Source organism: Aeromicrobium sp. Root236, from assembly GCF_001428805.1.
Taxonomy (GTDB): Bacteria; Actinomycetota; Actinomycetes; order Propionibacteriales; family Nocardioidaceae; genus Aeromicrobium.
This window is the reverse complement of record NZ_LMIS01000001.1, coordinates 2579895-2605665: the sequence shown is the minus strand read 5'-3', so window position 1 is coordinate 2605665 and position 25771 is coordinate 2579895. Positions and strand designations below refer to the sequence as shown.

General features: G+C 69.9%; 29 protein-coding genes and 1 pseudogene. 16 read left to right on the top strand and 14 right to left on the bottom strand.

Annotated features, from left to right (window positions below):
* Nucleotides 1-35: 35 nt before the first annotated feature.
* The 6 genes and pseudogenes from ASE12_RS13135 to ASE12_RS20395 all read left to right on the top strand — a co-directional run bounded on the left by ASE12_RS13135 (nt 36) and on the right by ASE12_RS20395 (nt 4492).
* Nucleotides 36-818, top strand: a complete 783-nt coding sequence (locus ASE12_RS13135) for an enoyl-CoA hydratase family protein (protein WP_056401330.1) — start codon at nt 36-38, stop codon at nt 816-818.
* Entirely contained in the window at nt 815-1681 is an 867-nt protein-coding gene (locus ASE12_RS13130; RefSeq protein ID WP_082582249.1) for a CoA transferase subunit A, read from the top strand. Before ASE12_RS13135 ends, ASE12_RS13130 begins: the two co-directional genes overlap by 4 nt.
* Nucleotides 1681-2460, top strand: a complete 780-nt coding sequence (locus ASE12_RS13125) for a CoA-transferase subunit beta (protein ID WP_056401327.1) — start codon at nt 1681-1683, stop codon at nt 2458-2460. The genes ASE12_RS13130 and ASE12_RS13125 overlap by 1 nt, the downstream gene beginning before the upstream one ends.
* Nucleotides 2457-3524, top strand: a complete 1068-nt coding sequence (locus ASE12_RS13120; RefSeq protein WP_056401325.1) for a nitronate monooxygenase family protein — start codon at nt 2457-2459, stop codon at nt 3522-3524. The genes ASE12_RS13125 and ASE12_RS13120 overlap by 4 nt, the downstream gene beginning before the upstream one ends.
* A pseudogene (locus tag ASE12_RS20765) lies at nt 3436-4032 on the top strand (esterase/lipase family protein); the annotation flags it as partial. The gene ASE12_RS13120 and the pseudogene ASE12_RS20765, both read left to right, overlap by 89 nt.
* Before the next feature lie 136 nt (nt 4033-4168).
* On the top strand, nt 4169-4492 hold the full coding sequence (locus ASE12_RS20395; protein ID WP_200955021.1) for a hypothetical protein: 324 nt from the start codon (nt 4169-4171) through the stop codon (nt 4490-4492).
* Here ASE12_RS20395 and ASE12_RS13110 read toward each other — a convergent pair.
* The 4 genes from ASE12_RS13110 to ASE12_RS13095 form a co-directional block, all read right to left on the bottom strand.
* Nucleotides 4489-5241, bottom strand: a complete 753-nt coding sequence (locus ASE12_RS13110) for a 3'(2'),5'-bisphosphate nucleotidase CysQ (protein WP_200955020.1) — start codon at nt 5239-5241, stop codon at nt 4489-4491. The two genes, ASE12_RS20395 and ASE12_RS13110, sit on opposite strands and share 4 nt — an antisense overlap.
* A gap of 76 nt (nt 5242-5317) precedes the next feature.
* On the bottom strand, nt 5318-7156 hold the full coding sequence (gene cysC / locus ASE12_RS13105; RefSeq protein WP_056401320.1) for an adenylyl-sulfate kinase: 1839 nt from the start codon (nt 7154-7156) through the stop codon (nt 5318-5320).
* On the bottom strand, nt 7156-8067 hold the full coding sequence (cysD, locus tag ASE12_RS13100; protein ID WP_056401317.1) for a sulfate adenylyltransferase subunit CysD: 912 nt from the start codon (nt 8065-8067) through the stop codon (nt 7156-7158). Before cysD ends, cysC begins: the two co-directional genes overlap by 1 nt.
* Nucleotides 8068-8137: 70 nt before the next feature.
* Nucleotides 8138-8713 carry a TetR/AcrR family transcriptional regulator gene (locus tag ASE12_RS13095; RefSeq protein ID WP_056401312.1) on the bottom strand — a complete coding sequence of 192 codons (576 nt, stop codon included), beginning with the start codon at nt 8711-8713 and terminating at the stop codon, nt 8138-8140.
* Nucleotides 8714-8760: 47 nt separating this feature from the next.
* Here ASE12_RS13095 and ASE12_RS13090 point away from each other — a divergent pair, with 47 nt between their 5' ends.
* Both ASE12_RS13090 and ASE12_RS13085 read left to right on the top strand, forming a co-directional pair.
* A complete protein-coding gene (locus tag ASE12_RS13090) occupies nt 8761-10287 on the top strand; it encodes a hypothetical protein (protein WP_056401309.1) in 1527 nt (508 codons plus the stop codon).
* Entirely contained in the window at nt 10284-11069 is a 786-nt protein-coding gene (locus ASE12_RS13085) for an SDR family oxidoreductase (protein WP_056401306.1), read from the top strand. Before ASE12_RS13090 ends, ASE12_RS13085 begins: the two co-directional genes overlap by 4 nt.
* 8 nt (nt 11070-11077) lie before the next feature.
* Here ASE12_RS13085 and ASE12_RS13080 read toward each other — a convergent pair whose 3' ends face one another.
* Nucleotides 11078-11806: a hypothetical protein gene (locus ASE12_RS13080; protein ID WP_056401302.1), complete on the bottom strand. Its 729-nt coding sequence runs from the start codon at nt 11804-11806 to the stop codon at nt 11078-11080.
* Entirely contained in the window at nt 11803-12336 is a 534-nt protein-coding gene (locus ASE12_RS13075) for an RNA polymerase sigma factor (RefSeq protein WP_056401299.1), read from the bottom strand. Before ASE12_RS13075 ends, ASE12_RS13080 begins: the two co-directional genes overlap by 4 nt.
* An 89-nt stretch (nt 12337-12425) precedes the next feature.
* On the opposite strand from ASE12_RS13075, the gene ASE12_RS13070 reads away from it, so the two are divergent.
* Nucleotides 12426-13487, top strand: coding sequence for a helix-turn-helix transcriptional regulator (locus tag ASE12_RS13070; RefSeq protein ID WP_056401297.1), 1062 nt, complete (start codon nt 12426-12428; stop codon nt 13485-13487).
* 14 nt (nt 13488-13501) lie between these two features.
* Here ASE12_RS13070 and ASE12_RS13065 read toward each other — a convergent pair whose 3' ends face one another.
* From ASE12_RS13065 to ASE12_RS13055, 3 genes are read right to left on the bottom strand one after another with little or no spacing between them, the layout of a single operon-like run.
* Nucleotides 13502-14050: a hypothetical protein gene (locus ASE12_RS13065; RefSeq protein WP_056401295.1), complete on the bottom strand. Its 549-nt coding sequence runs from the start codon at nt 14048-14050 to the stop codon at nt 13502-13504.
* Nucleotides 14047-14586: a DUF3558 family protein gene (locus ASE12_RS13060; RefSeq protein WP_056401292.1), complete on the bottom strand. Its 540-nt coding sequence runs from the start codon at nt 14584-14586 to the stop codon at nt 14047-14049. Before ASE12_RS13060 ends, ASE12_RS13065 begins: the two co-directional genes overlap by 4 nt.
* Complete coding sequence (locus tag ASE12_RS13055) at nt 14583-14867, bottom strand: hypothetical protein (RefSeq protein ID WP_056401285.1); 285 nt, start codon at nt 14865-14867, stop codon at nt 14583-14585. The genes ASE12_RS13060 and ASE12_RS13055 overlap by 4 nt, the downstream gene beginning before the upstream one ends.
* Nucleotides 14868-15150: 283 nt before the next feature.
* On the opposite strand from ASE12_RS13055, the gene ASE12_RS13050 reads away from it, so the two are divergent.
* Nucleotides 15151-15609 carry an SHOCT domain-containing protein gene (locus tag ASE12_RS13050; RefSeq protein ID WP_157412921.1) on the top strand — a complete coding sequence of 153 codons (459 nt, stop codon included), beginning with the start codon at nt 15151-15153 and terminating at the stop codon, nt 15607-15609.
* Here the strand turns inward: ASE12_RS13050 and ASE12_RS13045 are convergent.
* Nucleotides 15606-16040 carry an SRPBCC family protein gene (locus tag ASE12_RS13045; protein WP_056401279.1) on the bottom strand — a complete coding sequence of 145 codons (435 nt, stop codon included), beginning with the start codon at nt 16038-16040 and terminating at the stop codon, nt 15606-15608. The two genes, ASE12_RS13050 and ASE12_RS13045, sit on opposite strands and share 4 nt — an antisense overlap.
* Nucleotides 16041-16111: 71 nt before the next feature.
* On the opposite strand from ASE12_RS13045, the gene ASE12_RS13040 reads away from it, so the two are divergent.
* The 3 genes from ASE12_RS13040 to ASE12_RS13030 all read left to right on the top strand — a co-directional run bounded on the left by ASE12_RS13040 (nt 16112) and on the right by ASE12_RS13030 (nt 18344).
* Nucleotides 16112-16651 carry a transcriptional regulator gene (locus tag ASE12_RS13040; protein ID WP_056401275.1) on the top strand — a complete coding sequence of 180 codons (540 nt, stop codon included), beginning with the start codon at nt 16112-16114 and terminating at the stop codon, nt 16649-16651.
* Nucleotides 16648-17931: an MFS transporter gene (locus ASE12_RS13035; protein ID WP_056401272.1), complete on the top strand. Its 1284-nt coding sequence runs from the start codon at nt 16648-16650 to the stop codon at nt 17929-17931. The genes ASE12_RS13040 and ASE12_RS13035 overlap by 4 nt, the downstream gene beginning before the upstream one ends.
* A gap of 74 nt (nt 17932-18005) precedes the next feature.
* Nucleotides 18006-18344, top strand: a complete 339-nt coding sequence (locus ASE12_RS13030; RefSeq protein ID WP_056401269.1) for a hypothetical protein — start codon at nt 18006-18008, stop codon at nt 18342-18344.
* Between the two features lie 21 nt (nt 18345-18365).
* Here ASE12_RS13030 and ASE12_RS13025 read toward each other — a convergent pair whose 3' ends face one another.
* From ASE12_RS13025 to ASE12_RS13010, 4 genes are read right to left on the bottom strand one after another with little or no spacing between them, the layout of a single operon-like run.
* A complete protein-coding gene (locus ASE12_RS13025; RefSeq protein ID WP_056401266.1) occupies nt 18366-19520 on the bottom strand; it encodes an acetyl-CoA C-acetyltransferase in 1155 nt (384 codons plus the stop codon).
* Nucleotides 19517-20098 carry a TetR/AcrR family transcriptional regulator gene (locus ASE12_RS13020; protein ID WP_056401262.1) on the bottom strand — a complete coding sequence of 194 codons (582 nt, stop codon included), beginning with the start codon at nt 20096-20098 and terminating at the stop codon, nt 19517-19519. Before ASE12_RS13020 ends, ASE12_RS13025 begins: the two co-directional genes overlap by 4 nt.
* 1 nt (nt 20099) lies before the next feature.
* Nucleotides 20100-20903 carry an SDR family oxidoreductase gene (locus ASE12_RS13015; RefSeq protein WP_056401259.1) on the bottom strand — a complete coding sequence of 268 codons (804 nt, stop codon included), beginning with the start codon at nt 20901-20903 and terminating at the stop codon, nt 20100-20102.
* Nucleotides 20900-22132, bottom strand: coding sequence for an acyl-CoA dehydrogenase family protein (locus ASE12_RS13010; protein ID WP_056401255.1), 1233 nt, complete (start codon nt 22130-22132; stop codon nt 20900-20902). Before ASE12_RS13010 ends, ASE12_RS13015 begins: the two co-directional genes overlap by 4 nt.
* 70 nt (nt 22133-22202) lie before the next feature.
* Here ASE12_RS13010 and ASE12_RS13005 point away from each other — a divergent pair, with 70 nt between their 5' ends.
* The 3 genes from ASE12_RS13005 to ASE12_RS12995 are packed head-to-tail and all read left to right on the top strand — an operon-like array spanning nt 22203 to nt 25737.
* Complete coding sequence (locus tag ASE12_RS13005; protein ID WP_056401252.1) at nt 22203-23717, top strand: AMP-binding protein; 1515 nt, start codon at nt 22203-22205, stop codon at nt 23715-23717.
* Entirely contained in the window at nt 23714-24595 is an 882-nt protein-coding gene (locus ASE12_RS13000) for an enoyl-CoA hydratase (protein ID WP_056401248.1), read from the top strand. The genes ASE12_RS13005 and ASE12_RS13000 overlap by 4 nt, the downstream gene beginning before the upstream one ends.
* Nucleotides 24592-25737 carry an acyl-CoA dehydrogenase family protein gene (locus ASE12_RS12995; protein ID WP_056401246.1) on the top strand — a complete coding sequence of 382 codons (1146 nt, stop codon included), beginning with the start codon at nt 24592-24594 and terminating at the stop codon, nt 25735-25737. Before ASE12_RS13000 ends, ASE12_RS12995 begins: the two co-directional genes overlap by 4 nt.
* Nucleotides 25738-25771 lie beyond the last annotated feature (34 nt).

Sequence of the window (25771 nt, the reverse complement as noted above, 5' to 3'; positions counted from 1 at the left end):
TGACAGGCTACCAAGCAAATGTTAGGTTGGCAGCCATGACCATACGTTCTGAGCTCCGCGACGACGGGATCCGCGTCGTCACGATGGACCACCCTCCGGTCAACGCGCTCACGGTCCGGGGCTGGTTCGACCTCGCGACGGCCCTCGACGAGGCGGGGGCTGACCCGGCCACGAAGGTCGTCGTGCTCCGCGCCGACGGCAAGGGGTTCAACGCCGGCGTCGACATCAAGGAGATGCAGAACACCACCGGGTTCGACGCCCTGATCGGCGCCAACAAGGGCTGCTTCGCGGCATTCAAGGCCGTGTACGAGTGCGCCGTCCCGGTCATCTCCGCGGTGCACGGGTTCTGCCTCGGCGGCGGCGTCGGCCTGGTCGGCAACTCCGACATCGTGGTCGCCAGCGACGACGCGTACTTCGGCGTGCCCGAGGTCAACCAGGGCGCACTCGGCGCGGCCACGCACCTCGCTCGGCTCGTGCCGCAGCACCTCATGCGCACCCTCTACTTCACCGCGCGCACGATCCCGGCAGCCGACCTCGTGCAGCACGGGTCGGTGTACGCCGTCGTGCCGCGCGACGAGCTCGACGACCTGGCGCTCGGCCTCGCCGCCGAGATCGCCGCCAAGGACACCCGCGTCATCCGAGCCGCCAAGGAGGCGCTCAACGGCATCGACCCGGTCGACGTCAACACCAGCTACCGCTTCGAGCAAGGATTCACGATGGAGCTCAACCTGATGGGCGTGAGCGACGAGCTCCGCGACGACTTCGCCGGGACGGCGAAAAGTCAGCAGAGTGCCGGTACGGACAAGGCCAACAAGTGAGAGCGCCGTCGAAGGAGCTGACAATCGACGAGGTCGTCGGCCGCATCGAGAGCGGGATGACCGTCGGCATCGGCGGGTGGGGCTCGCGCCGCAAGCCCATGGCGCTGGTCCGGGCGATCCTGCGCAGTGACCTCACCGACCTGCACATCGTGTCGTACGCCGGGCCCGACGTCGGGCTGCTGCTGGCGGCCGGCAAGGCCGGCAAGGTGACGTACGCGTTCGCGACCCTCGACTCGATCCCGCTCGAGCCGCTGTTCAGCAAGGCCCGCGTCGAGCGGGCCGCCGAGTTCCGCGAGTGGGACGAGGGCATGTTCCAGACCGGGCTGCGTGCTGCCGCCCAGCGGGTGTCGTTCCTGCCGATGCGGGCCGGGCTCGGCTCCGCCGTGCTCGAGAACGACCCCGGCCTCCGCACGGTGCGCTCGCCGTACGACGACCAGGAGGAGCTCGTCGCGGTGCCGGCGCTCAACCTCGACGTCGCCCTGGTGCACATGAACCGCGCCGACGAGCTCGGCAACGGGCAGTACCTCGGCCCGGACCCCTACTTCGACGACCTGTTCTGCATGGCCGCCCGCGAGGCGTACGTGTCGACCGAGCAGATCATCGACACCGCCGGCCTGACCGTCGACGCACCGCTGCAGAGCCTGCTGCTCAACCGGACGATGGTGACCGGCGTCGTCGAGACCCCCAACGGCGCTCACTTCACGGATTGCTCCCCCACGTACGGGCGCGACGAGAAGTTCCAGAAGGCGTACGCCACGGCGGCGAAGACGCCCGAGGACTGGGCTGCGTTCCACGAACGATTCCTGTCCGGCGACGAGGTGGCCTATCAAGCCGCGGTCACCGCGTTCCGAGAGGAGGCCTGATGGCTTCGACAAGCTCAACCAGCGATGTCACCCGCTCGGAGTACTGCGCCGTTGCGATCGCCGACTGCTTCGCAGACGACGGCGAGATCATGGGCAGCCCGATGGGACTGCTGCCGACCCTCGGCGCCCGGCTGGCCAAGAACACGACGAACCCCGCGCTGATGCTGACCGACGGCGAGGCCCGGATCCTGCGGGGCACGCCGCCGCTCGGCCAGTCCGGCGACGTCATCGAGGGCTGGATGCCGTTCCGGCTCGTGCTCGAGTCCGTCGTCCCCTACGGCAAGCGCCACGTCATGATGGGCGCGACGCAGATCGACCGGCACGGCAACCAGAACATCTCGGCGATCGGCCCGTGGGAGCAGCCGACCCGCCAGCTGCTGGGCGTACGCGGTGCGCCGGGCAACACCGTCAACAACCGCACGTCCTACTGGGTGCCCAAGCACTCCACCCGCGTCGTCGTCGAGCAGGTCGACATCGTGTCGGGCATCGGACGTGCCCGCGCCGAGGCCGCCGGCGCTGCGGCGACGAAGTTCCACGACGTGCACCGCCTCGTCACCAACCTCGGGGTGTTCGACTTCGGCGGACCCGGGCACACGATGCGGTTCGTCTCGGTGCACCCCGGCGTGACCGTCGACGAGGTACGCGAGGCCAGCGGCTGCGAGATCCACGCCGAAGGCGACGTGCCGGAGACGCGTACGCCGACCGACGGCGAGCTGGTGCTGATCCGCGAGCTGCTCGACCCCACCAAGCTCCGCGAGCGGGAAGTGCCGCCCTCGTGATCGACCAGCTGCTGTCGACGCCGCTCACCGAGCTGACCGGCGTACGCCATCCGGTCGTCCAGACCGGGATGGGCTGGGTCGCCGGCCCGAGCCTGGTCAGCGGCACCGCCAACGCCGGCGGGCTGGGCATCCTCGCGTCGGCCACGATGACGCTGCCCGAGCTCGAGCAGGCGATCATCGAGGTCAAGGAGCGCACGGACCAGCCGTTCGGCGTCAACCTGCGCGCCGACGCCGCCGATGCGCCGGCTCGGTGCGAGCTCCTCATCTCGTACGGCGTCAAGGTCGCGTCGTTCGCGCTCGCGCCCAAGCCGGAGCTGATCGCGAAGCTCAAGGAGCACGACATCGTCGTGATCCCCAGCGTCGGGCTGCCCAAGCATGCGGTCAAGGTCGCGTCGTGGGGCGCCGACGCGGTGATGATCCAAGGTGGCGAAGGCGGTGGGCACACGGGCTCGGTGCCCACCACGCTGTTGCTGCCGACCGTGCTCGACGCGGTCGACATCCCGGTCATCGCCGCCGGTGGATTCTTCGACGGTCGCGGTCTCGCGGCCGCCCTGTCGTACGGCGCATCCGGCGTGGGCATGGGCACGCGCTTCCTGCTGACCGCGGACAGCCGGGTGCCGGACGCGGTCAAGCAGCGCTATCTCGCGGCCGGTCTCGACGACACCGTCGTCACCAAGAAGGTCGACGGCATGCCGCACCGCATGCTCCGCACCGAGCTGGTCGAGGACGTCGAGGCCAGCTCGGGCGTACGCCGCCTGATCCCGACCGCCAGGCGCACCCTCGAGTTCAAGCGCATGGCGGGGATGAGCTGGAAGCAGCTCGCCGTCGACGGTCGTGCGATGCGCAACGAGCAGGGTCGTACGCTCGGCCAGCTCGCGCTCGCCGCCAACACGCCCATGATGCTCAAGGCCGGGCTCGTCGAGGGCGATGCGACTGCCGGCGTCCTCGCCTCCGGTCAGGTCGTCGGCGTCATCGATGACCTGCCGACGTGCGAGGAGCTCATCGACCGGATCGTCACCGAGGCCGCGACCGCGCTCAAGCGGGCCGGCGGCCATGTCGTCTGAGTCGTCACGTTCCGGCCGCCGGATCGTTGCACCTCCCACACCGCGCTCTCATTGGAGTCCCATGCGCCGCATCCTCGTCATGGCTGCTGTCCTCGTCGCTGTGCTGCTCGGCTCGCCAGCGTCCGCGGAGACCAAGCCGCTCCCGGTGCCCTACAACTTCCTGCCCGCAGCGATCCTCGGTGGCACGCCCGGGGCGAACGCGCCCGGCACGAACGACTGGACGTGCAAGCCGTCGGCCGCGCATCCGCGCCCGGTCGTGCTCGTGCACGGCACCTTCGGCAACCAGGCCACCAACTGGCAGACGTACGGGCCGCTGCTCAAGAACAACGGCTACTGCGTCTTCGCGCTGACGTACGGCGCACTGCCCGCGCCCTACCCGGTCAACGCGTTGGGCGGCCTCGGCAGCATGCGTACGAGTGCGGAGCAGTTGCGAACGTTCGTCGACCGCGTCCTCACGACGACCGGTGCCGGCCAGGTCGACCTCGTCGGGCACTCGCAGGGCACGTTGATGCCGGCGTACTACCTGAAGTTCCTCGGCGGCGCCTCGAAGGTGGACTCCTACATTCTCGCTCGCGTCGCTGTGGCACGGCACCGAGGTCCTCCCGGCGCAGCTCACCAACCTCCTCGGCATCGACGCCTCGAAAGTGCCCGTGTGCGTGGCGTGCGGCGAGTTCAACCCCGGCTCGAGGTTCATGCAGGAGCTGCGCGCGGGCGGCGTCGCAGTCCCCGGCGTCCACTACGTCAACATCGTGACGAAGTACGACGAGCTGGTGCGGCCCTACACGAGCGGCATCGAGCCCGGCATGACCAACATCGTGCTGCAGGACCGGTGCAAGCTCGACTACACCGAGCATTTCGAGATCGCCGCCGACCGCAACGCGTCGCTGTACGTCCTCAACGCGCTCGACCCGGCGCATCCCCGGCCGATCACCTGCACGCTGACGCTGCCGTTCGTCGGAGGGCTCTAGGTCGCTGCGGCGATCGCCGTGAGGATCTTGTCGGCGAGGTCGGCGCGGCAGATGACGAGGTCCGGCAGGTAGGGGTGCGCGGCGTTGTAGGTCAGCGTCGAGCCGTCGATCCGCGACGCGTGCAGACCGGCAGCAAGGGCGACGCCGACGGGCGCGGCGGAGTCCCACTCCCACTGCCCACCGGCGTGCAGGTAGGCATCCGCGTCGCCGCGCAGCACGGCCATCGCCTTGGCACCGGCTGAGCCCATGGGCCGCAGCTCGGCATCGAGGTCTTCTGCGACGGCCGGGGCGAACTCCGGCGGGCGGCTGTCGCTGACCAGGAATATCGGACGCTCGTGCGGGCCACGCACGACCGTCGACCGGGCGGATGAGTAGACCGTCGACAGTGCCGGCTGGGCCACCGCCGCGGCGGTGATCGCCGAGCCCGGAGCACCCCGCTCCCACAACGCCACGTGCACCGCCCAGTCGGGACGATCCGGCATGCCGTACTCCCGCGTGCCGTCGAGCGGGTCGATGATCCACACCCGGTCTGCTGAGAGGCGCGCCGGCGAGTCGGCCGACTCCTCCGAGAGCACCGCGTCGCCAGGCCGGCGTTCGGCGAGCAGGGCGAGCAGCAGCTCGTTGGCCTGGGCGTCGCCGGCCTTGCCGAGCTCCTTGCCGGTCAGCCCGGAGGTCCGCTGCAGGTCGAGCAGCAGCGCACCGGCCCGCTCGGCGATCTCCGCCGCGAATGCCGCATCTCTTTCGATCACTGATCCGCCTCCAAGAAGAGCCCACGATACGGAGCCGGACCAGTGATAGCCCGTCGGTTCTCTCGCTGGCGCTCGATCATTGCTGCTCCACTCGGTCGATCACGATTCCGGCGAGCGTACCCGCGTCGCCGTCGCTGGGCCGCAACAACAGGTCCGGCCGCATCGGTGCCTCGTAGGGCGCGTTGATGCCGGTGAAGTCCTTGATCTCGCCGGCCCGCGCCTTGGCGTACAGCCCCTTGGTGTCGCGGGCCTCGGCCACCTCGAGCGGTGTGTCCATGAAGATCTCGAGGAACGGCAGGTTGTCGTCCTCGTGGGCAGCGCGAGCCGCGTCGCGGTCCGCGCGGTAGGGGCTGACGAGCGACACGATCGCGACGACCCCCGCGTCGGCCAGCAGCCGCGCCACCTCGGTGACCCGGCGGACGTTCTCCTTCCGGTCCTCGGGGCTGAACCCGAGGTCGGCGTTGAGGCCATGGCGCAGGTTGTCGCCGTCGAGGATGTACGCCGGCCGGCCCGACGCCACGAGGCGCCGCTCGATCTCGACGGCGACGCTCGACTTGCCGGAGCCGGACAGCCCGGTCAGCCACAGCGTCATGCCCTTGGTCTTGCGGTGCTCGCGCGTCACGGCTCCGCTGTGCCAGACGATGTTCGGCTCGTTCTGGCTGGCACCCAGCAGCATGCCCGCGGCGACGGTGTTGTTGGTCGCCTCGTCGATCAGGATGAAGCTTCCGGTGTCACGGTTGCGGCGATAGGGGTCGAGGTGCAGCGGCTTCTGCGTCCGCAGCCGCACCCGGCCGATCTCGTTGAGCGCCAGCGTCGGGGCGTCCTCGACGCGGTGCAGGGTGTTGATGTCGAGGCGGTACTCGAGCTCCTTGACCGAGACGCGGGTGTCGCGGGTCGTGTGGAGCATCGCGTACGTCGTGTCGGTGTCGAGCGTCAGGTCGCCGTCCATCCAGCAGATCATCGCGTCGACGTCCTGCGTGCTGGTCGGCCGGTTGTTGGGGCGGCACAGCATGTCGCCGCGGCTGATGTCGAGGTTGTCGGCGAGCTCGATCGTCACGGCCTGGCCGGTAAACGCCTCGTCGAGCTTGGTGCCACCAGGGCCCCAGACGTTCGTCACCATCGTCGAGAACCCGGACGGCAGGACCACGACCTCGTCGCCCGGCCGGAACACGCCGCCGGCGACCGTGCCGGCGTAGCCACGGAAGTCGTGGAAGTCGGCCTGCTGCGGCCGGATGACATACTGCACCGGCATGCGCGCATCGATGAGGTTGCGGTCGGACGCCACGTGCAGGTCCTCGAGGTAGCCCAGCAGGGCCGGCCCCTCGTACCAGGGCATGGCCGCGCTCGGCGTGACGACGTTGTCGCCCGTGAGCGCCGATAGGGGGATGAACGTCAGGTCCGGGACCTCGAGCTTGGACGCGAACGCCTCGAACTCGGCGCGGATCTCGTTGAACCGCTCCTGCGAGTAGTCGACGAGGTCCATCTTGTTGACGCACAGCACGAGGTGCGGGATGCCGAGCAGCGACGCGAGGAACGCGTGGCGGCGGGACTGCTCGAGGACACCGTTGCGGGCGTCGATCAGGATCAGTGCGACGTCGGCCGTCGAGGCGCCCGTGACCATGTTGCGCGTGTACTGGATGTGGCCGGGGGTGTCGGCGATGATGAACTTGCGTTTGGGGGTCGCGAAGTAGCGGTACGCCACGTCGATCGTGATGCCCTGCTCCCGTTCGGCACGCAGGCCGTCCGTGAACAGCGCGAGGTCGGGGCCGTCGAAGCCGCGAGCCGCGCTGGCCGTCTCGATGGCACCGAGCTGGTCCTCGAAGATCGCCTTGCCGTCGAACAGCAGCCGGCCGATGAGGGTGGACTTGCCGTCGTCGACGCTGCCGGCCGTCGCGATGCGGAGAAGCTGCGACATCAGAAGTAGCCCTCCTTCTTGCGGTCTTCCATGCCGGCCTCGGAGATCGCGTCGTCCGCGCGGGTGGCACCTCGCTCGGTGATGCGGGCCGCGGCGACCTCGGTCACCACGTCCGCCGGAGTCGCAGCGTGGGACTCGACGCAGCCCGTGCACGTCGCGTCGCCGATCGTGCGGAAGCGGACCATGGCGTCGAACGGCTCCTCGTCACCCTGGGGCTGGATGAACCGGTTGACCGCCAGCAGCATGCCGTCGCGTGCGACGACCGTCCGCTCGTGCGCGTAGTAGAGCTCGGGGAGCTCGATCTCCTCGCGGAGGATGTAGTTCCAGATGTCGAGCTCGGTCCAGTTGGACAGCGGGAAGACGCGCATGTTCTCGCCCTTGTGGTGCCGCCCGTTGTAGAGGCTCCACAGCTCGGGTCGCTGGTTCTTGGGGTCCCACTGGCCGAACTCGTCGCGGAAACTGAAGACGCGCTCCTTGGCGCGGGCCTTCTCCTCGTCGCGCCGCGCACCGCCGAAGACGGCGCCGAACTGGTTCTCCTTGATGCCGCGCAGCAGCGACACGGTCTGCAGCTTGTTGCGCGGACCCAGGGGGCCGCCGATCTCCTTGGCGCGGCCGGCGTCGATGTCGTCCTGGACGCTGGCGACGATGAGCCGCAGCCCGAAGCGCTCGACCGTACGGTCGCGGAACTCGATGACCTCGTCGAAGTTCTGCCCCGTGTCGACGTGCATCACCGGGAACGGGACGGGAGCCGGCCAGAACGCCTTGGCGGCCAGGTGCAGCATGACGACGGAGTCCTTGCCGCCGGAGAACAGCAACCCCGGGCGCTCGATCGTCGCGGCGACCTCGCGGAAGATGTGGACGGCCTCGGCCTCGAGCTTGTCGAGGTCGGTCAGCACGTACGTCTGGGTCATGCCGAGCCCGCCGACTGAGAATAGAACATGTTCTAGTTTTGCAGCCGGGCGCCGCAAAGGCAACCTCCGCCTAGTCGGTCGCGACGAGCCCCGCGACCTGCTCGGCGATCGCCTGACGGACGTCCTCGTGCGAGGCGCCCGTCGCATCGGCCATGAACCGGCCGAAGATCAGCCAGCCCAGGACCGTCGAGCCGGCGACAGAGGTGGCCACCGCCCGGTCGGGATCGCCGCCATCCCACAGCCCGGAGAACAGCTCGGTCGTCGAGGCCGTCCCGGGCAGCGCCGCCTCTGGACTGTCGAGCACGGCGTGCACCAATGTCCGCCAGTACGACGGTCGCTCCGCCAACAGGTCGAGCAGCTCGCCCACCACGTCGGGTGCCGCGCTCCCGCTCGTGGGCAGGCCGGACCCGAGGACGGCTGCGGTCACGACCTCGGCATCGGCGGCGAGCATCTGCTCGAGCACGTCGGCCTTGGTGCCGAAGTGACGATGCACCAGGGCGTGGTTGATCCCGGCGCGCGTCGCGATGTCACGCACAGAGAAGCCGTCCGGACCTCGCTCGGCGACGAGCTCGCTCGTCGCGGCGAGCACCGCGGAACGTACCTGCTCGCGGCCTCGGGGCTTGGCGTCGATCGGGGAGCTCGTCATGCCGCGAAGTCTATACAACGCTGTAACCATCCGGTTACAGTCGGCGGATGCTTCGACTCCCGCTCCTCGTCGCCGGCGCTGTCATGGTCGCCGGCAACGCCCTCGCAGGCCCGTCCGCCTCCGCCGAGCCGGAGCTCACGCTGCCGCCGATCCCGGCGGTCCCCGGCTTGCCGATCCCCTCGCTGCCGACCGACCTGCTGGCGCCCAAGTTCACGGGCGCGCCGGCTCCCGAGCAGCCGATCGCCCACCCGGCGATCCCCCAGAACCCGTGGCTGGCGCCCGACGGCAACAACTCGATGCACAACGACGCGTACGCCTCGGACGCCTATCGCGTCAGCGGGCCGCTCGGACAGCACCTCAAGGTGAGCTCGGCCTCGTACGGCATCCGCGAGTGCGCCACGATCGCGTTCGACTCCCATGGGCGGATCGTCGGTCTGTGCGGCGGTCTCGAGGGCTTCGGGATGATGGTGATCGACCCCGTCACGCTGAAGCCGATCTCGGAGCTGCGCACCTCGGCGCGCAACCTGCTCACGAGCGCCAACCCGTTCACCGACATCTGCGGAGGGACGTACTTCTTCCTCGACGGCGACGACATCGTCTATCCCACCACGGCCAAGAAGACCGTGCTCAAGATCGCCGTCGGGGCCGACGGGACGCTCGTCAAGCAGCACGAGTGGTCGCTCGCCGCGTACGTCGCGGCCGACGACTGCCTGATCGCGACGATGCCGGACTGGTCCGGCCGCCTGTGGTTCTTCACCCAGCAGGGCACCATCGGCACGCTCGACCGGGACTCCGGCGAGGTTCGCTTCACGCGACTGCCGGCCGGCGAGGAGGTCACCAACTCGGTCGCCACCGACGAGACCGGCGGCATGTACGTCGTCTCGACCCACGCGCTCTATCGCCTCGACGCCGCGGCCGACGGGACACCGGAGGTGACGTGGCGCGAGGCGTACGACCGGGGCACGCGTCTGAAGCCGGGCAACCTCTCGCAGGGATCCGGCACCACACCGACCCTGCTCGGCGACCGCTGGGTGGCGATCAACGACAACGCGGACCCGCAGACCAACGTGCTCGTGTACGACCGCCGCAAGGGTGCGTCGCAGCGGCTGCACTGCACCCAGCCCGTGCTCGCCAACAACGCAGGCACGACCGACAACAGCCTCGTCGCGGCCGGCAGCTCGTTCATCGTCGAGAACAACTACGGCTACGGCGGTCCCACCTCGACGATCCTCGGCAAGACCTCCACGCCCGGCCTCGCCCGCGTCATGGTCGACGGCGACGGCTGCCATGTCGCGTGGACCAGCAACGAGATCGCGCCGAGCTCGGTCGCCAAGGCATCGCTTGGCAACGGCCTCCTCTACGCGTACACGAAGCCCAGGACCGGGTTGCTCGGCAACTCGCTCGACGCCTGGTACTTCACGGCGATCGACATCCGCACCGGCAAGACGGTGTGGAGCCGCCTGACCGGCACCGGCATCCAGTGGAACAACCACTACGCGGCGATCTACCTCGGGCCCGACGGGACCGCGTACATCGCGACCCTGGCCGGCCTCGTCAGGATCCAGGACTCGTGAGGACGTACGTCGTCAGTGGCGCCGCCAGCGGGATCGGCGCTGCCACGACGGCACTCCTGCGGCGTCAGGGTGACCGGGTGATCACGGTCGACCTCCGCGATGCCGACGTGGTCGCGGACCTGTCGACCCGTTCTGGCCGGGCCGATGCGGTCGCTGCGGTCCAGCGCCTGGCCGACGTCGTGCACGGCGTGGTGCCGTGCGCGGGGATCGCCGGCTCCCCGGGCGTCGCGTCGTCACTCGTCGTGTCGGTGAACTTCTTCGGCGCCGTCGAGCTCGTCGAGGGCCTCCGCCCCCAGCTGGCCGCGGCGGGCTCCTCGAGCGTCGTGCTGCTCGCCTCCAACTCGATCACGGGCATGCCCGGCTGGCGCGCATCGGTGGCCGAGCACTGCCTCGCCGGCGACGAGGCCGCCGCGCGTGCGGACGCCGACCAGGCCGAGTCGGTCATGGTCTATCCGGCGACCAAGGCAGCGCTGGCGTGGTGGGCCCGCCGCGAGGGCATCACCCCGGATTGGATCGGCGCAGGCATCCGTCTCAACGCCGTGGCGCCGGGCATGATCGCCAGCCCCATGACGGACCGGCTGCTCGCCGACCCCGAGATCGGCCCACTCGTCGAGGCGTACCCGACGGCGATCGGTCGCCTCGGGCAGCCCTCGGAGGTGGCGGCCCTGATCGCGTTCCTGCTGTCGGACGCCAGCAGCCTGATGGTGGGGTCGGTCGTCTACGCCGATGGTGGCACCGACGCCATGCTGCACCCGCAGTCACCGGAGGGCTGGGACGTCTAGCGGATCCGTCAGTTCACGATGTCGCCGTCCCCATCGAGAAACTCCACGTGGACGCCGTCGTAAAGGTAGCCAGCCTTGAGGTGCGCCAGCCGGAAGGGCAGCTGGGCACCGAATCCACCGGTGACGGGGTCGAACTTCACGGTCTTGACGTAGTCGGGACCCACCACCCGCACGACCTTCACCTCCGGTTGCACGACCTGGCCGTACACGAGCGGAATTCCCTTGCGCTCGTCGTCGCCGTAGAAGCCGAGCCTGGCGAAGTTGCTCTCCGGGTCATCGGACTCACCCACCTTCCATCCCGGGGGCAGCTCGGACTGATCAGGCAGCCAGTTGCAGCTCGCCCCGGGTGAGCCCAGGACGTCATTCGGATCGAGCTTCATCTTGCCGGGGTCGCCGGCGGTCAAGCAGGATCCTCGATGGTCGTTGAGGGCCCGCCAGACCTGCCACCGGGTGCCGTCACTGAGGTGGATGTCGGCGATCTTGACGGGCTTCGTCGACAGCTTCAGGTTGGGGCGCGCCGCCGACAGACCTATCGACTCGAGCACCCGGCCGGGCACACCCTGCGCTGTCGCGATGCTGCCGCCCAGCACCGCACCGGCGATCACGCCGGTCACGATGAAACGGCGCCGGCGCCGCCTCGGCACCTTCGAGGCCCTGATGCGCTGGAGAGTCGTCTGAGCCCACACCGGATCCGGCACTGCCGGGCCCGGTGCCAGCCGCTCGATGATGTTCGTCATCGTCCCTCCTCCACTCCGCTGGTCATGGCCGCCGTCTCCTGCGAGGTCTCCGCAGCGAGCACGGCCTGGCGGGCCCGGCTCAACCGTTTGCGGAACGTGGCGGGGCTGATCCCCAGCACGTCGGCGGCCTCGTCGGAGGTCAGCCCGTCCCACGCCACGAGGAGCATGGCTTCGCGCTCCACCTCGGTGAGTGTCGCCAGCCGATGCAACGCGTCAGCGCGGGCACTGCTCTCGACCGAGGAGTCCGCGGTCACCTCCGAGTAGAGGGCGAGGCGCGTGGCCAGTCGCCTCCGGCGGATCGTCGCGCGTACGTGATTGCCGATGACCTTGCGGGCCGTGCCGACCAGCCACGGGAACTTCTCCGGCGGGAGCTTGTCCCACTTGCGCCAGGCGATCTGGAACGTCTCGGCGACGACGTCCTGCGCCAGCTCCCCGCCGACGTGCCGCTGCGCGTACCGAAGGAGCCGGGGCATCTCGTCCTCGAAGCACCGCGAGAACTCGGCATCGCGTCGCTCCTCCGGCCCGGTCATACCCCATAGTGTCCGGCTGACCGTCGATTGTGACGTCGCCCCACGAAGCGATATCCCCTGCCTGCGTCGGTGCGGCGTAGCCTCGGCTCATGGCCGACCCGATGGCGTACGCGCGATCGCAGGCCCGCGTCGTCAGGATCTGTGAGGCCGCCGCCGATGCGAGGACGCTGCGGCTCCAGCTGGTCGACGAGATCCGTCAGGTGGTCGGCTTCGACGCGTACGCCTGGCTGCTGACCGATCCCGGTACGTCGGTCGGGTCCGCGCCCCTGGCCGATGTCCCCTGCCTGCCCGAGCTGCCCCGACTGATCCGCCTCAAGTACGTCACCGACGTCAACCGGTGGACCGCGATGACCGGCTCACCGGCCGTCTCGCTGCAGGACGCGACGGAGGGCGACCCGGCTCGAAGCCTGCTGTGGCGGGAGCTGCTCTGTCGCTACGACATCCAGGACGTGGCGTCGCTGGTCCACCGGGACCGGTTCGGCTGCTGGGGATTCCTCGACCTGTGGCGATCCGAGCGGCTGCCGCGGTTCTCGGAGGCCGAGATCGCCTACCTCGCCGACATCGCCGCGCCGGTGACGACGGCACTGCGTCGATGCCAGGCCAACACGTTCGAGGCCACGCCGACAGGGGACGCCCGCGTCGGCCCGGTGGTGCTGCTGCTGTCGCCGGACCTCCAGGTGCTCCGGCAGACCGCCGAGACGCAGGAGTGCCTGCGAGCGCTCGTGCCCCCGACCGAGGGACAGGCTCCGATCCCCGCGAGCGCCTACAACGTCGCGGCTCAGCTGCTGGCCGTCGAGGAGGGCATCGACGGCAACCCGCCATCGGCCCGCGTGCACGTTTCGGGCGGCCGCTGGGTCACCCTGCGCGCCGCACGCATCGGCGACGCGGCAAGCGTGGGTGACCGCGAGATTGCCGTCACGATCGAGGAGACCTCGCCGGCCGAACGCGCCGATGTCTTCGCCAGCGCGTTCGGCTTCAGCGCCCGGGAGCGGGAGCTGCTCAGTCACCTCATGACCGGCACGGACACTCGCCAGGTCGCCGGACTGATGTTCCTCTCCGAGCACACCGTGCAGGACCATCTCAAGTCGATCTTCGCCAAGACCGCGACCCACAACCGGCCCACTCTGCTGTCACGCGCTCTCGGCACCTGACCCTGCCCGGACTGTCAGGACCGCCGGCTCATCACGTCCTCGGCGATCGTCACGCAGTCCTTCTGGCTGCCGGGCTTGCCGGCCTTCACCACCTGGACCTGCACCGCGTCGGCGCCGTCGGCGATGAACACCCCGCCGGCGCTGGGGACGAAGACTGCGCGATCGCCCAGGCCGTCGACCGGGGTGCTGCCGCCCTCGTTGCCGAGCTGGTCGAGGAGCGTGGCGCCACCACCGGCCAGCACGGAGACGCTCACGTACGTGTAGCCGCTGGGATCGGACGTGCGCTTGAGACCCTTGATGCAGCTGGCGCTCGCGGTGCCGGGCTTCCCGTGGGGTTCCCGGCGTACGACCTCGACGCCGAGCACGACCGCCACGGCGTCGTCGGAGACCATGTCGCAAGCGTCGGCATTCGCCGCCGGCGCGTCGGTCGTGGCGGCCGATGCCGGCGCGCTCGAGGTGGCGCTGTCGGGCTTCGACGTTGCGTCGTCGCTCGAGCCCCCGCCGCAAGCCGCGACGCTTGCGGTCAGCAGGAACGCCGCGGCGAGTCCGCGGACGGCACTCATGAGACTCGCCCCGCCGCGGTCCTGGCCAGGCCCAGCATCGTGTCGTCATCGACCTTCTTGTCGTACGTCATGGCGCCGGCGACCTCGAGGCAGCCCTTGTCGACGACCACCTGCACGTTCCCGTTGCCCTTGACGAGCATGCCGCCGGCGGCGATGTCGTCGATGCGCACCTGCGCCCCGCCGAAGATGTCCTTGTCGAGTGCGAGGAACAGGAGCTTGCAGAGGTCCGGGGACTGCTCGGTGACGGCGACCTGCCCGCCGGTGTGCTCCGAGGAGACGTAGACGCACGTACGTTCGTCGGTGCCGACGCCCGGGGTGTCGTTCACGGCGCCGACCACGGCCTCGGCCTCGCTGCGTGTGATGAGCGTGCACGGGTCGGCCGTCAGCTGCACCGGCGCGGCGCTGAAGTCAGCGCCACCGGGTGCGGCCTTCGCGGCCGGTGCCGAGGCGCTCGACGAGGACGGCTCGGAGGTGCCACCTCCACAGGCTGACAGCGTGAGCGCCATCGCGAGCACGGCGGCTGCGATCGGCCTCATGCTCGTGCCGGTTCGAGGATCCTGGCCTGCGGCTCGCCCACCAGGGCCGGCGAGCTGTCGGGGGACGACCAGACTTTCTCGCGCAGGAACGACAGGAATGTCTCCGCCTCCCCGACGGTGTCGAAGTCGAGGTCGATGACCACGTACCGCGGATCGTCGACCGGCTGCTGGATGCGCTGCCCGCGGACTCCGGCCTTCGTGCGGAAGTCGGCGAACCTGTCGAATGCCGAGCTCCAGAGCTCGAAGTCGACGATGGCGTGCTCGATGTGAAGGGTGGTCATGGCTGCTCCTGCGTCGTGAGGGTGGTTCCCATCGACGCTAGGCAGCCAGGTGGCGCCCGCCCATCCCAGATACCTGGGGTCTTGGGCGCGCTCGCGGCTGCCTGCGGAGGGCCGATGCGTCCTCGATCGGTTCATGATGACCTCTTCCCAATGCTTTATGGGACTCGAGTCCCATAACGACACTGCAGTACCATGACCGCTGTGTCAATGGTTGGACAGGCGCACCACGCAGCGGCGGAGCGCCATGACTCTCCCTCCGCCGCCTGAGTGCGAGGATCTTCGCATGAGCTTCTTCGACAAACGACGGACCGCTCCTACGCCCACCACAGGCGGCGTGGCCGGCCAGGCCGAAGTCGTGACGGTCTCGGTGAATCACGGCGACACGGTCAACCAGATCTGCGAGATGCACCTGGTGATCAGCGCTCCCGGCGTGACGCCAATCGCGGTCGAGTTCTCCGGCCCCGTGAAGCGGAAGGTCTGGCCCGCGCCGGGCGCCATCCTGCCGATCCTGGTCGACCCCGGCGATCCGGCCAGCTACCGGATCCTGTGGGACCAGGTGACGCCGGCCAAGGAGGCCGCACGGACCAAGGCCGAGAGGGTCGCGGCCCTACGGCGGGGCGAGCCGGTCGATGCGCCCCCGGACGACGTCATCAGTCGATTGGAGCGCCTCGCCGCGCTGCGCGACAGCGGCGCGATCACCGAAGCGGAGTTCCTGGCGCTGAAGGCTGAGGTCCTGGGCTAGCGGCCTTCGACGTACGCCTTGAAGCTCTTGCTGCCGGTGTCGAGGGCACTCTTGAGCACGCGCTTGAGCACGAAGCCGGGCATCGGCACCTTGACGCCGATCTCGAGGTCGAGCTTGACGTGGGTGCCGGCGTCGGTGGGCGTCAGCGTGTAGGTGGCGACCTGCTTGGACTGCACCGAGCTCTCGGCCAACGTCCAGGTCACGGAGTGCGGCTCGTCCCACGTGTAGTCGGTGACCTCTTCGTCGGTGAACCCTGCAGCGGAGACCTTGGCGCGTACGCGTTTGGGACGGCCGTCGTCGTGACGGCTCTCGACCGTGGCGGACTTGTGCGCGCTCGAACGCTTCGGGAGATCCTCGATCGCTGCCACGGCGTCCAGGAGCTGCTCGGGCGTCGCGGCCACGTCGAACTCGGTGCTTCCGGATACGGCCATGGGCCGCACGATAGTCCAATCCCGGAGCCGTGGGCTTGACTCAATGGTCAAGAGTCCTTGACCATTGAGTCATGTCCTCCGACGACCTCCTCGAGACGTTCCACGTCACCACCGACGAGCAGCTGCGCGCCGTCTCCAACCTCACGCGTCACCGGATCATGGCCCAGCTGCGCTTCGAGCCCGCCACGATCACGCAGATCGCCGCGCGTCTGGGTCTGGCGAAGGGCAGCTCCAGCTACCACGTGCGGCTGCTCGAACGAGCCGGCCTGGTGAAGGTCGTACGAACGCGGAAGGTTCGAGGCGTCACCGAGCGCTACTACGCCATGGCCGCGCAGTCGATCGTTCTGCCGGATCCCGGCGAAGGAGGGCCCGATGTGCTTCTCCGGCATGCGGTCGCCGACCTGGAGGCCGCTCCCGTCGACCGCGAGCGGCACGTACGGATGGCGCACCTGCGGCTCACCGAGGAGCAGTTCGCAGAGCTGGCGGCGCGGCTGCAAGGCCTTGCCGACGAGTACCGCGAGCTGTCCGATCCCTCGCTGCCCGACGCGTCCTTGGTGTTCGCACTGTTCCACCCGGCATCGGGCACCCGGACCCCAGGGGACGACGAGTGACCGCCGACGTGAGGAAGCTGCCGACCGGCTTCGGCCGGCTGTGGACCGCTCAGACCGTGTCCTCGCTCGGGGACGGGGTGTCGCATGCCGCACTCCCCCTGATCGCGTTGACGTTGACGCGGGACCCGATGGCGCTCGCCGTAGTCACGGCCGCCGGGACGCTGCCGTGGCTGCTCTTCGGAGTGCTCGGCGGCGCCCTGGTCGACCGTTGGGATCGGCGGCGCACGATGTGGGTCATGGACGCGGCACGTGCGGCGTTGTTCGCAGTGCCTGCTGCGGCGGCCGCGCTCGACGTGCTGAGCATTCCCCTGCTCGCGGCGGTCGCGTTCCTGCTGGGACTCGGAGGACTCTTCTTCGACACGGCCGCCACGGCCTATCTGCCGGACCTGATCGGCCGCGACCCGGTGATGCTGGAGCGCGCCAACGCCCGTCTGCGCGGCACCCAGACCGCTGCCGCAGGCTTCGCGGGGCCGCCACTCGGCAGCGCCCTGCTCGCGCTCGGTCGGTCGGTGCCCTTGCTCGCCGACGCGGTGTCGTTCGCGTGCTCCGCCCTGCTGGTCCGGTCGCTGCCCGCCGCATCCCGGACGGTGTCGCAGGCCCGCGAGTCGCTGCTGCGACAGGCCCGAGCCGGCGCCTCGTACGTGTTCCGGGACCGGTTGCTGCTCGGGCTCGCACTGCGGCCGGCGGTCGGGAACATCGCGTTCCTCGCCGTCGAGACCGTGCTCGCCCTCTTCGCGCACGACCACCTCGGCATGGACACCTTCGGTTTCGGGCTGCTCCTCACGGCGGAGGCCACCGGCGGCCTGATCGGTGCGGGCATCGCCTCCCACCTCCGCCGACGACTCGGCACCGGCGCTGCGCTCACCACCACCGCCGCAGTCGAAGGGCTCGCCATCCTGGGCCTTGCCGTCGCCCCGAACGCGTACGTCGCCGGCGTCGCACTCGCCGTGTGCGGTGCCGGGATGGGCGCCACGATGGTGCTCGGCCCCTCCCTCCGACAGGCGATCGTCCCGGCTCACCTGATGGGGCGGGTCGCCTCGACCTCCCGCATGCTCGCCATGTGCGCCGCACCGCTCGGCGCGTTCCTCGGTGGATGGCTGGCCAGCACGTACGGCGTACGCACCCCGCTCTTCGCCGCAGCCGGCCTCCTGCTCACGATGACCGCCGTCACCTCGACCATGACCAACAACCGCCGGGTCGAGGCGGCGCTGCGTGCCGCCGCCGATGTCACGGATCAGCCGGAACCCCGCGATCCCGTCCAGGCGGAGGCCAGGCGTTGACAGCCCGCGACGCGACCCCACAGGCTGCCAAGGAGCACTCACAAGCCGGCTTCGACGATCGAGGGGACCACATCATGGGGGCAGCCATCACCGACGAGCAGATCCAGGAGCTGGCCGCGACGGCCAAGCCGTTCAGCCTGGCGTTGCTGTGGTGGGGGTCGGAGCGGCACCGGGACGGCGCGGCCGCGATCGAGCTGGAGCACCAACGGCGCATGGTGTCGCTGCGTGTCGACGGGACGATCGCGGTGCTGTGCCCCGGCGGCGACGACACCCTGGCCGGCGTCGCGGTCGTGACCGTGTCACCGGAGGAGGCCGAGCAGGTCATGGCCGGCGACCCGTGCGTGCAGGCCGGGATGATTCGCGTCGAGGTGCACCCCGGAGCAGGCTTCCCGGGCGACACCGTCCCCGGCTGAGCTGGATTCAACCAGCGAGCGTCAGAGCCTCTCGATGATCGTGACGTTGGCCTGGCCGCCGCCCTCGCACATGACCTGCAGGCCGTAGCGACCCTTGGTGCGGTCGAGCTCGTTGAGCAGCGTCGTCATCAGGCGGGTGCCGGTGGCGCCGATCGGGTGACCGAGGGCGATGCCGCCGCCGTTGACGTTGACCTTGTCGTGCGGCACGTCGAGCTCCTGCATCCAGGCCAGCACGACCGACGCGAACGCCTCGTTGCACTCGAACAGGTCGATGTCGGCCACCGTCATGCCGGCCTTGCCCAGGGCGTGCCGGGTCGCAGCGATCGGGCCGGTCAGCATCCAGATCGGGTCGTCGGCGCGTACGGACAGGTGATGCACGCGGGCGCGCGGCGTGAGCTGGTGGTCCTTGACCGCCTGCTCCGACGCGATGAGCATCGCGCTCGCGGCATCGCTGATCTGTGACGCGACGGCGGCGGTGATCCGGCCGCCGGGTGCCAGCGGCTGCAGCGCCGCCATCTTGTCCAACGACGTCTCGCGCGGGCACTCGTCGACCGCGAACTCGCCCACCGCCACGACCTGGCTGTCGAACCGGCCCTCGGCGATCGCCGTGCGAGCCCGCTCGTGCGAGGCCAGGGCGAACTCCTCCATCTGCTCGCGGCTGAGGTCCCACTTCTCGGCGATCATCTCGGCCGACTTGAACTGGCTGACCTCCTGGTCGCCGTAGCGCTTGAGCCAGCCGGGCGACTCGGCGAACGGCGTCGTGAAGCCGTACTGGTCGGCCACCAGCATCGCCGCCGAGATCGGGATCGCGCTCATGTTCTGCAGCCCGCCGGCGACGACGAGGTCCTGGGTCCCCGACATCACCCCTTGGGCGGCGAAGTGCACCGCCTGCTGGGACGAGCCGCACTGGCGGTCGATCGTCACGCCGGGGACGTGGTCCGGGAGCCCGGCGACGAGCCAGGCCGTGCGCGCGACGTCGCCGGCCTGGGAACCGATCGTGTCGCAGCAGCCCATGATGACGTCGTCGACCGCACCGGGATCGACGCCCGTACGGTCCATCAGCGCCGACAGCACGTGACCGCCGAGATCGGCCGAGTGCACGCCGGCGAGGGACCCGCCACGCCGGCCGACAGGCGTCCGGACGGCGTCGATGATGTACGCGCTGGGGATGCTCATGTCGTGATCCCGTCGAGGAGGATGGTCAGGTACTGGTCGGCGACGTCGTGGTGGCTCAGCTTGCCGCCGGGCTGGTACCACCGCACCGCGACCCAGACGGTGTCGCGTATGAAGCGGTAGACGAGCTCGACGTCGAGGTCCTTGCGCAGCGCGCCCGACGACACGCCCTCGCGCAGCAGCGTCAGCCACACGTCGCGTGACTGCTGGTTGCGGTCGGCGAGGTAGGCGAAGCGCTCGAACGTGCCGAGGTAGTCCGCCTCGTTCTGGAAGATCGCGACCTCGTCGCGGTGGTGGTCGATCGCCTCGAACGACACCCGCACGGCAGCCTCGAGCTTCGCCCGCGGGTCGTCGGTGCCGGCGAGGATCCCGGCGTACGCACCGAACAGCTCCTCCTGGAACGACGACAGGATCTCGTCGACCATCGACTCCTTGGAGTCGAAGTGGTGATAGAGCGAGCCGCTCAGGATGCCGGCGGCATCGGCGATGTCGCGGACCGTCGTGTTCTTGAAGCCCTTGGTGGCGAACAGCTCGGCTGCGATCTGCAGCAGCTCCTCCCGCCGGGTCTGCGTCTCTGCCATGTCAGGCTCGCTGACTCGACACGGAGATGACCTCGCCGGTCAGGTACGTCGAGTAGTCCGACGCCAGGAACACCATCACGTTCGCCACTTCCCACGGCTCGGCCGCGCGGCCGAACGCCTCTCGTTGCTTGAGCTCGGCCAGCAGCTCGTCGCTGGTGACCTTCGCGAGGAACGGGTGCATCGCCAGCGACGGCGCCACCGCATTCACCCGGATACCGTACGGCGCGACGTCGAGTGCGGCGCACCTGGTCAGCGCCATCACGCCGGCCTTCGCAGCGGCGTAGTGCGCCTGCCCCTCCTGCGCCCGCCAGCCGATCACCGACGCGTTGTTGACGATGACGCCCCGCTTGCCGGCCGCACGCATGCGGTTGCCCGCAGCGCGTACGCACCGGAACGTGCCGGTCAGCGTGATGTCGAGGACCCGCGACCACTCGTCGTCGGTCATCTCGAGGACGTCAGCGGTGCCGCCGAGGCCGGCGTTGTTGACCATGACGTCGACCCCGCCGTGCTCGTCGGCGATGTCGAGGAGGGCCTGCACCTGCGCCTCGTCGGTCACGTCGACGACGAGCGAACGCACACGGTCCTCACCGAACTCGGCCCCCAGTGATTCCTGCGCCTCGGCCAGGCGCCTCTCGTGCGTGTCGCTGATGATCACGACGCCTGCGGACTCCTCCAGCGCGCGGCGGGCCACGGCGGCACCGATGCCGGCGCCGGCCGCCGCAGTCACCACGACGACCTTGTCGGTGAGCAGGCCGTGGCCCGGCACGTAGTCGGGCGTCGGCTGCTCGGGTCGCATGGTCGTCATCCGCGGGCCTCTTTCGGAAGGCCGAGCACGCGCTCGGCGAGGATGTTGCGTTGGATCTCGTCGCTGCCGCCGTAGAGCGTGTCCGCGCGGGAGAAGAGGAACAGCCGCTGCCAGCGGTCGAGGTCGTACTTCGGTCCTTGAGCTATGAGGGTCCCCCCAACATTGGGGGCGTAGCCGTTGGGGGAGCGAAAGGACGCTTCGACAGGCTCAACGTCCGAGGCAGCGGTGAGCGAGCCTGCGCCGCAGACGTCCATGGCCAGCTCGCCGAGCCGCCGGTGCCACCCGGCCCACACAAGCTTGGCGACGTTGTCGGCGCCGGGCGTCGCCTCGGTCAGCGAACGGACGGCGTTGACGCGCATGACCTCGAACTCGGCACTCTGAGCCGCGAGCCGGTCGCGGAGCACCGGGTCGTCGAGGGCGCCGGTGGCGCGGGCCAGGTCGATCAGGTCGCTGAGCTCCTTCTCGAAGCCGACCTGCTGACCCAGCACGGAGACGCCGCGCTCGAAGCCCAGCAGCGCCATGGCGACCCGCCACCCCTCGCCGGGCTCGTCGACGATCATCGAGGCGGGCGTACGAGCGCCGGTGAAGAACACCTCGTTGAACTCCGAGTCGCCGGTGATCTGCTCGATCGGCCGGACCTCGACGCCGTCCTGGTCGAGCGGGACCAGCAGGAACGACAGGCCGCTGTGGCGTGACGACCCGGGCTCGGTGCGGGCGATGACGAAGATCCAGTCGGCCTCGTGCGCCCACGACGTCCAGACCTTCTGGCCGTCGACGACCCACTCGCCGGCGGCCTCGTCGAGCACGGCGCGGGTCTTGACGGCGGCCAGGTCGGAGCCGGCTCCGGGCTCGGAGTAGCCCTGGCACCACAGCTCGTCGACCGTCCGGATCGCCGGCAGGAATCGGGCCTTCTGCTCGTCCGTGCCGAACGCGATGAGCGTCGGCCCGAGCAGCTGCTCGCCGAGGTGGTTGATTGTCTCCGGGGCGTCGGCGCGGGCGTACTCCTCGTGGAAGATCGCCTGCTGCGCCAGGCTCAGCGCGCGGCCGCCGTGTTCCTCGGGCCAGCCGAGACAGGTCCAGCCGTGCTCGGCGAGGAGGCGGTTCCACGCGCGCCGTTCCTCGTACGCCTCGGAGCCGGCAGCGCCCTTGAGGTCGGCCCACTCGCCGACGAGATGCCCGGCGAGCCAGGTACGCACCTGCTCACGGAAGGCATCGTCGTCGGAGGTCATATGAGGTAGCCTACCAAGCACTTGCTTGGCTACGACAGGCTCAGCCAGCGAACACGCACAAGGAGGGCACGTGAGCGACACCGTCCCGGGGCTCGTGCGCCGCGCCGCCGCAGAGTTCGGCGACGCTCCCGCGTACGTGATGGACGGTCGCACGGTGACGTTCGCCGAGCTGCACGACCTCGTACGCCGCGCCGCCGCGGCGTACCACCACCGCGGCCTCGAGCCCGGCGGCCGCGTGGTCCTCTGGGCGCCCAACAGCATCGACTGGGTCGTCGCGGGACTCGCCGTGACGTACGCCGGGGGCACGCTGGTGCCGGCCAACTCGCGCTACACCGCCCACGAGGTCGCCGATCTGGCCGACCGCACGAACGCCGCGCTCGTGATCATCGCCGACGGATTCCTCGGGCGTACGCAGATCGCCGACCTGCGAGCGCTGTCGCCCGACGCTCCGATCGTCGACCTCGGCGAACTGGCCTCCCTCCCCTTCGGCGACGACGACCGCGCCGCGGTCGATGCTGCGGCCGACGCCGTCACCCCGGACGACGTCGCCGACATCCTCTTCACCTCCGGCACGAGCGGGCGGCCCAAGGGCGTGCTCAGCGCACACCGCCAGACCGTCGCCGCGGCCGCTGCCTGGAGCGCCGTCGGAGAGGTCAGCGCTGAGGACCGCTACCTCGTCATCAGCCCGTTCTTCCACTCGTACGGCTACAAGGTCGGCGTGCTCGTCGGCCTGCTGCACGGGTGCACGCTCCACCCGATGGCGACGTTCGACCCCGATGCCGCGCTGGCGCTCATCGCGGCGGAGCGGATCACGATGGTGCCCGGAGCCCCGGCGATCTTCCTCGGCCTGCTGGAGTCGCCGGCGTTCGCGACGACCGACACGTCGTCGCTGCGCTTCGCCAACACGGGCGCCGCGAACGTACCGGTCGCCCTCGTCGAGCGGCTGCAGAGCGAGCTGAGCTTCGACCTCGTCATCACGGCGTTCGGCATGACCGAGTGCGTCGTCGCGACGATGTGCCGGCGGGGCGACAGCAACGAGGTCGTCGCGACGACCTGCGGCCGCGCGATCGACGGCATGGAGACCGCGATCGCCGACCCGGAGACCGGCGAGCACCTGCCGGCGGGCAGCGAGGGTGAGCTGCTGCTGCGCGGCTCGCAGGTCATGCTCGGCTACCTCGACGACCCGGCCGCCACCGCCGAGGCGATCGACGCCGACGGCTGGCTGCACACCGGCGACGTCGGGGTCCTCGACGACAACGGCTACCTGCGCATCACCGACCGGCTCAAGGACATGTACATCTGCGGCGGGTTCAACGTCTATCCCGCTGAGGTCGAGCAGGCCCTCGCCCGGCTCGACGGCATCGTGGAGACCGCCGTCATCGGGGTGCCCGACGAGCGGCTCGGCGAGGTGGGCAAGGCCTTCGTCGTACGTCGTGAGGGTGGCCCGGAAGCCGACGCCGTCATCGGGTTCGCCCGCGAGCGGCTGGCCAACTTCAAGGTGCCGCGCGAGGTCGTCTTCGTCGACGCCCTGCCGCGCAACCTGGGCGGAAAAGTCTTGAAAACCGAGCTGAGGAGCACATCGTGAGCACTGCGCCGTCGGAAGAAGGGGACGTCGTCACGTACGAGGTGGTCGACCAGGTCGCCCGCGTCACGCTCAACCGGCCGGAGTACCGCAACGCGCAGAACTCCAGGATGACGTACGCACTGGACGCGGCGTTCCAGCGCGCCACCGACGACGACGCGGTCAAGGTCATCGTCCTGGCCGGCAACGGCAAGCACTTCTGCGCCGGCCACGACATCGGCACGCCCGGGCGCGACGTGAACCAGACGTTCGAGCGCAAGGCCGTGATCTGGTGGGACCACACCGACAAGGAGGGCGGCGACCAGCGCTTCGCCCGCGAGTCGGAGGTCTACCTCGGCATGTGCCGGCGCTGGCGCGAGATCCCCAAGCCGGTCATCGCGCAGGTGCACGGCGCCTGCATCGCCGGCGGCCTGATGCTCGCGTGGGCGTGCGACTTCATCATCGCGTCGGACGACGCGTTCTTCTCCGATCCCGTCGTACGCATGGGGATCCCGGGCGTCGAGTACTTCGCGCACCCCTGGGTCATGAACCCCCGTGCGGCCAAGGAGTTCCTCTACTCCGGCGACCGGTTCACCGCCGATCGCGCCCTGGCGCTGGGCATGGTCAACCAGGTCGTACCGGCCGAGGAGCTCGAGTCGACGGTGTCGGCGCTGGCCGGCCGGATCGCGCAGATGCCGCGCTTCGGCCTCGCGCTGACCAAGAAGGCGGTCAACCAGGCCGAGGACCTGCAGGGCATGCGCGCCGGCATGGACTCGGTGTTCGGGCTGCACCACTTCGCGCACGCGCACAACGCCGAGACCTCCGACGACTCGCTCGGTGGGCTCGACGCCAAGTCGATGGCGGCCAAGGCTCGTGAGAACGACGGCAAGGAGCAGGGGTGAACCTCGACTTCTCCCCTGACGAGCTCGCCTTCCGTGACGAGGCGAGGGCATGGCTGGCGGCGAACGTACCCGCCGAGCCGCTGCCGTCGATGGACACCGCCGACGGGTTCGTCGCCCACCAACAGTGGGAGCGCCGCCTCGCCGACGCGCGGTGGTCCGTCGTGTCGTGGCCCGAGGAGTTCGGCGGTCGCGGAGCCTCGCTCGTCAAGTGGGTCATCTTCGAGGAGGAGTACTACCGCGCCGGCGCGCCTGGACGGGTCTCGCAGAACGGCATCTTCCTGCTCGCGCCGATCATCTTCGACCACGGCACCACCGACCAGCAGCAGCGCTGGCTGCCGTCGATGGCGACCGGAGAGACGATCTGGGCACAGGCCTGGTCCGAGCCCGAGGCGGGTTCCGACCTCGCGTCGCTGCGGTCGACCGCGACCGCGGTAAAGGGCGGCTGGCTGCTCAACGGCCAGAAGACCTGGTCGTCCCGCGCCGCGTACGCCCACCAGGGCTTCGGCCTGTTCCGCTCCGACCCGTCGGCCGAGCGGCATCGCGGGCTGACCTACTTCTGCTTCCCCCTCGACGCGGACGGCGTGACCGTACGCCCGATCGCCCAGCTCGACGGCGAGGCCGGGTTCGCCGAGCTGTTCTTCGACGACGTCTTCGTGCCGGACGCCGACGTCCTCGGTGAGCCCGGCGACGGCTGGCGAGTCGCGATGAGCACCGCCGGCAACGAGCGCGGGCTGTCGCTGCGGTCGCCGGGTCGCTTCTGCGCCACCGCCGACCGCCTCCTCGACCTGTACGCCTCGGTCCTTGAGCCTGTCGAAAGGACGTCCACGGCGACACGAGTCGTCGACGCCTGGCTGCGCGCCGAGGCGTACCGGCTCTACACGTGGGGCACCGTCACGCAGCTCGCCGGTGGCGGCGACATCGGCGCGGCCGGCTCGGTCAACAAGGTGTGGTGGAGCGAGCTCGACGTCGCGCTGCACGAGACCGCGCTCGACCTGCTCGGCGCCGAGGCCGAGGTCGCGTCGACCTGGACCGACGGCTACCTGTTCTCGCTGTCGGGCCCGATCTACGCCGGCACCAACGAGATCCAGCGCAACATCGTCGCCGAGCGCATCCTCGGCCTCCCCCGTGAGGTCAGAGCATGACCACCCCAGCAAACTGCTCGCGCCGTTCGCTGCG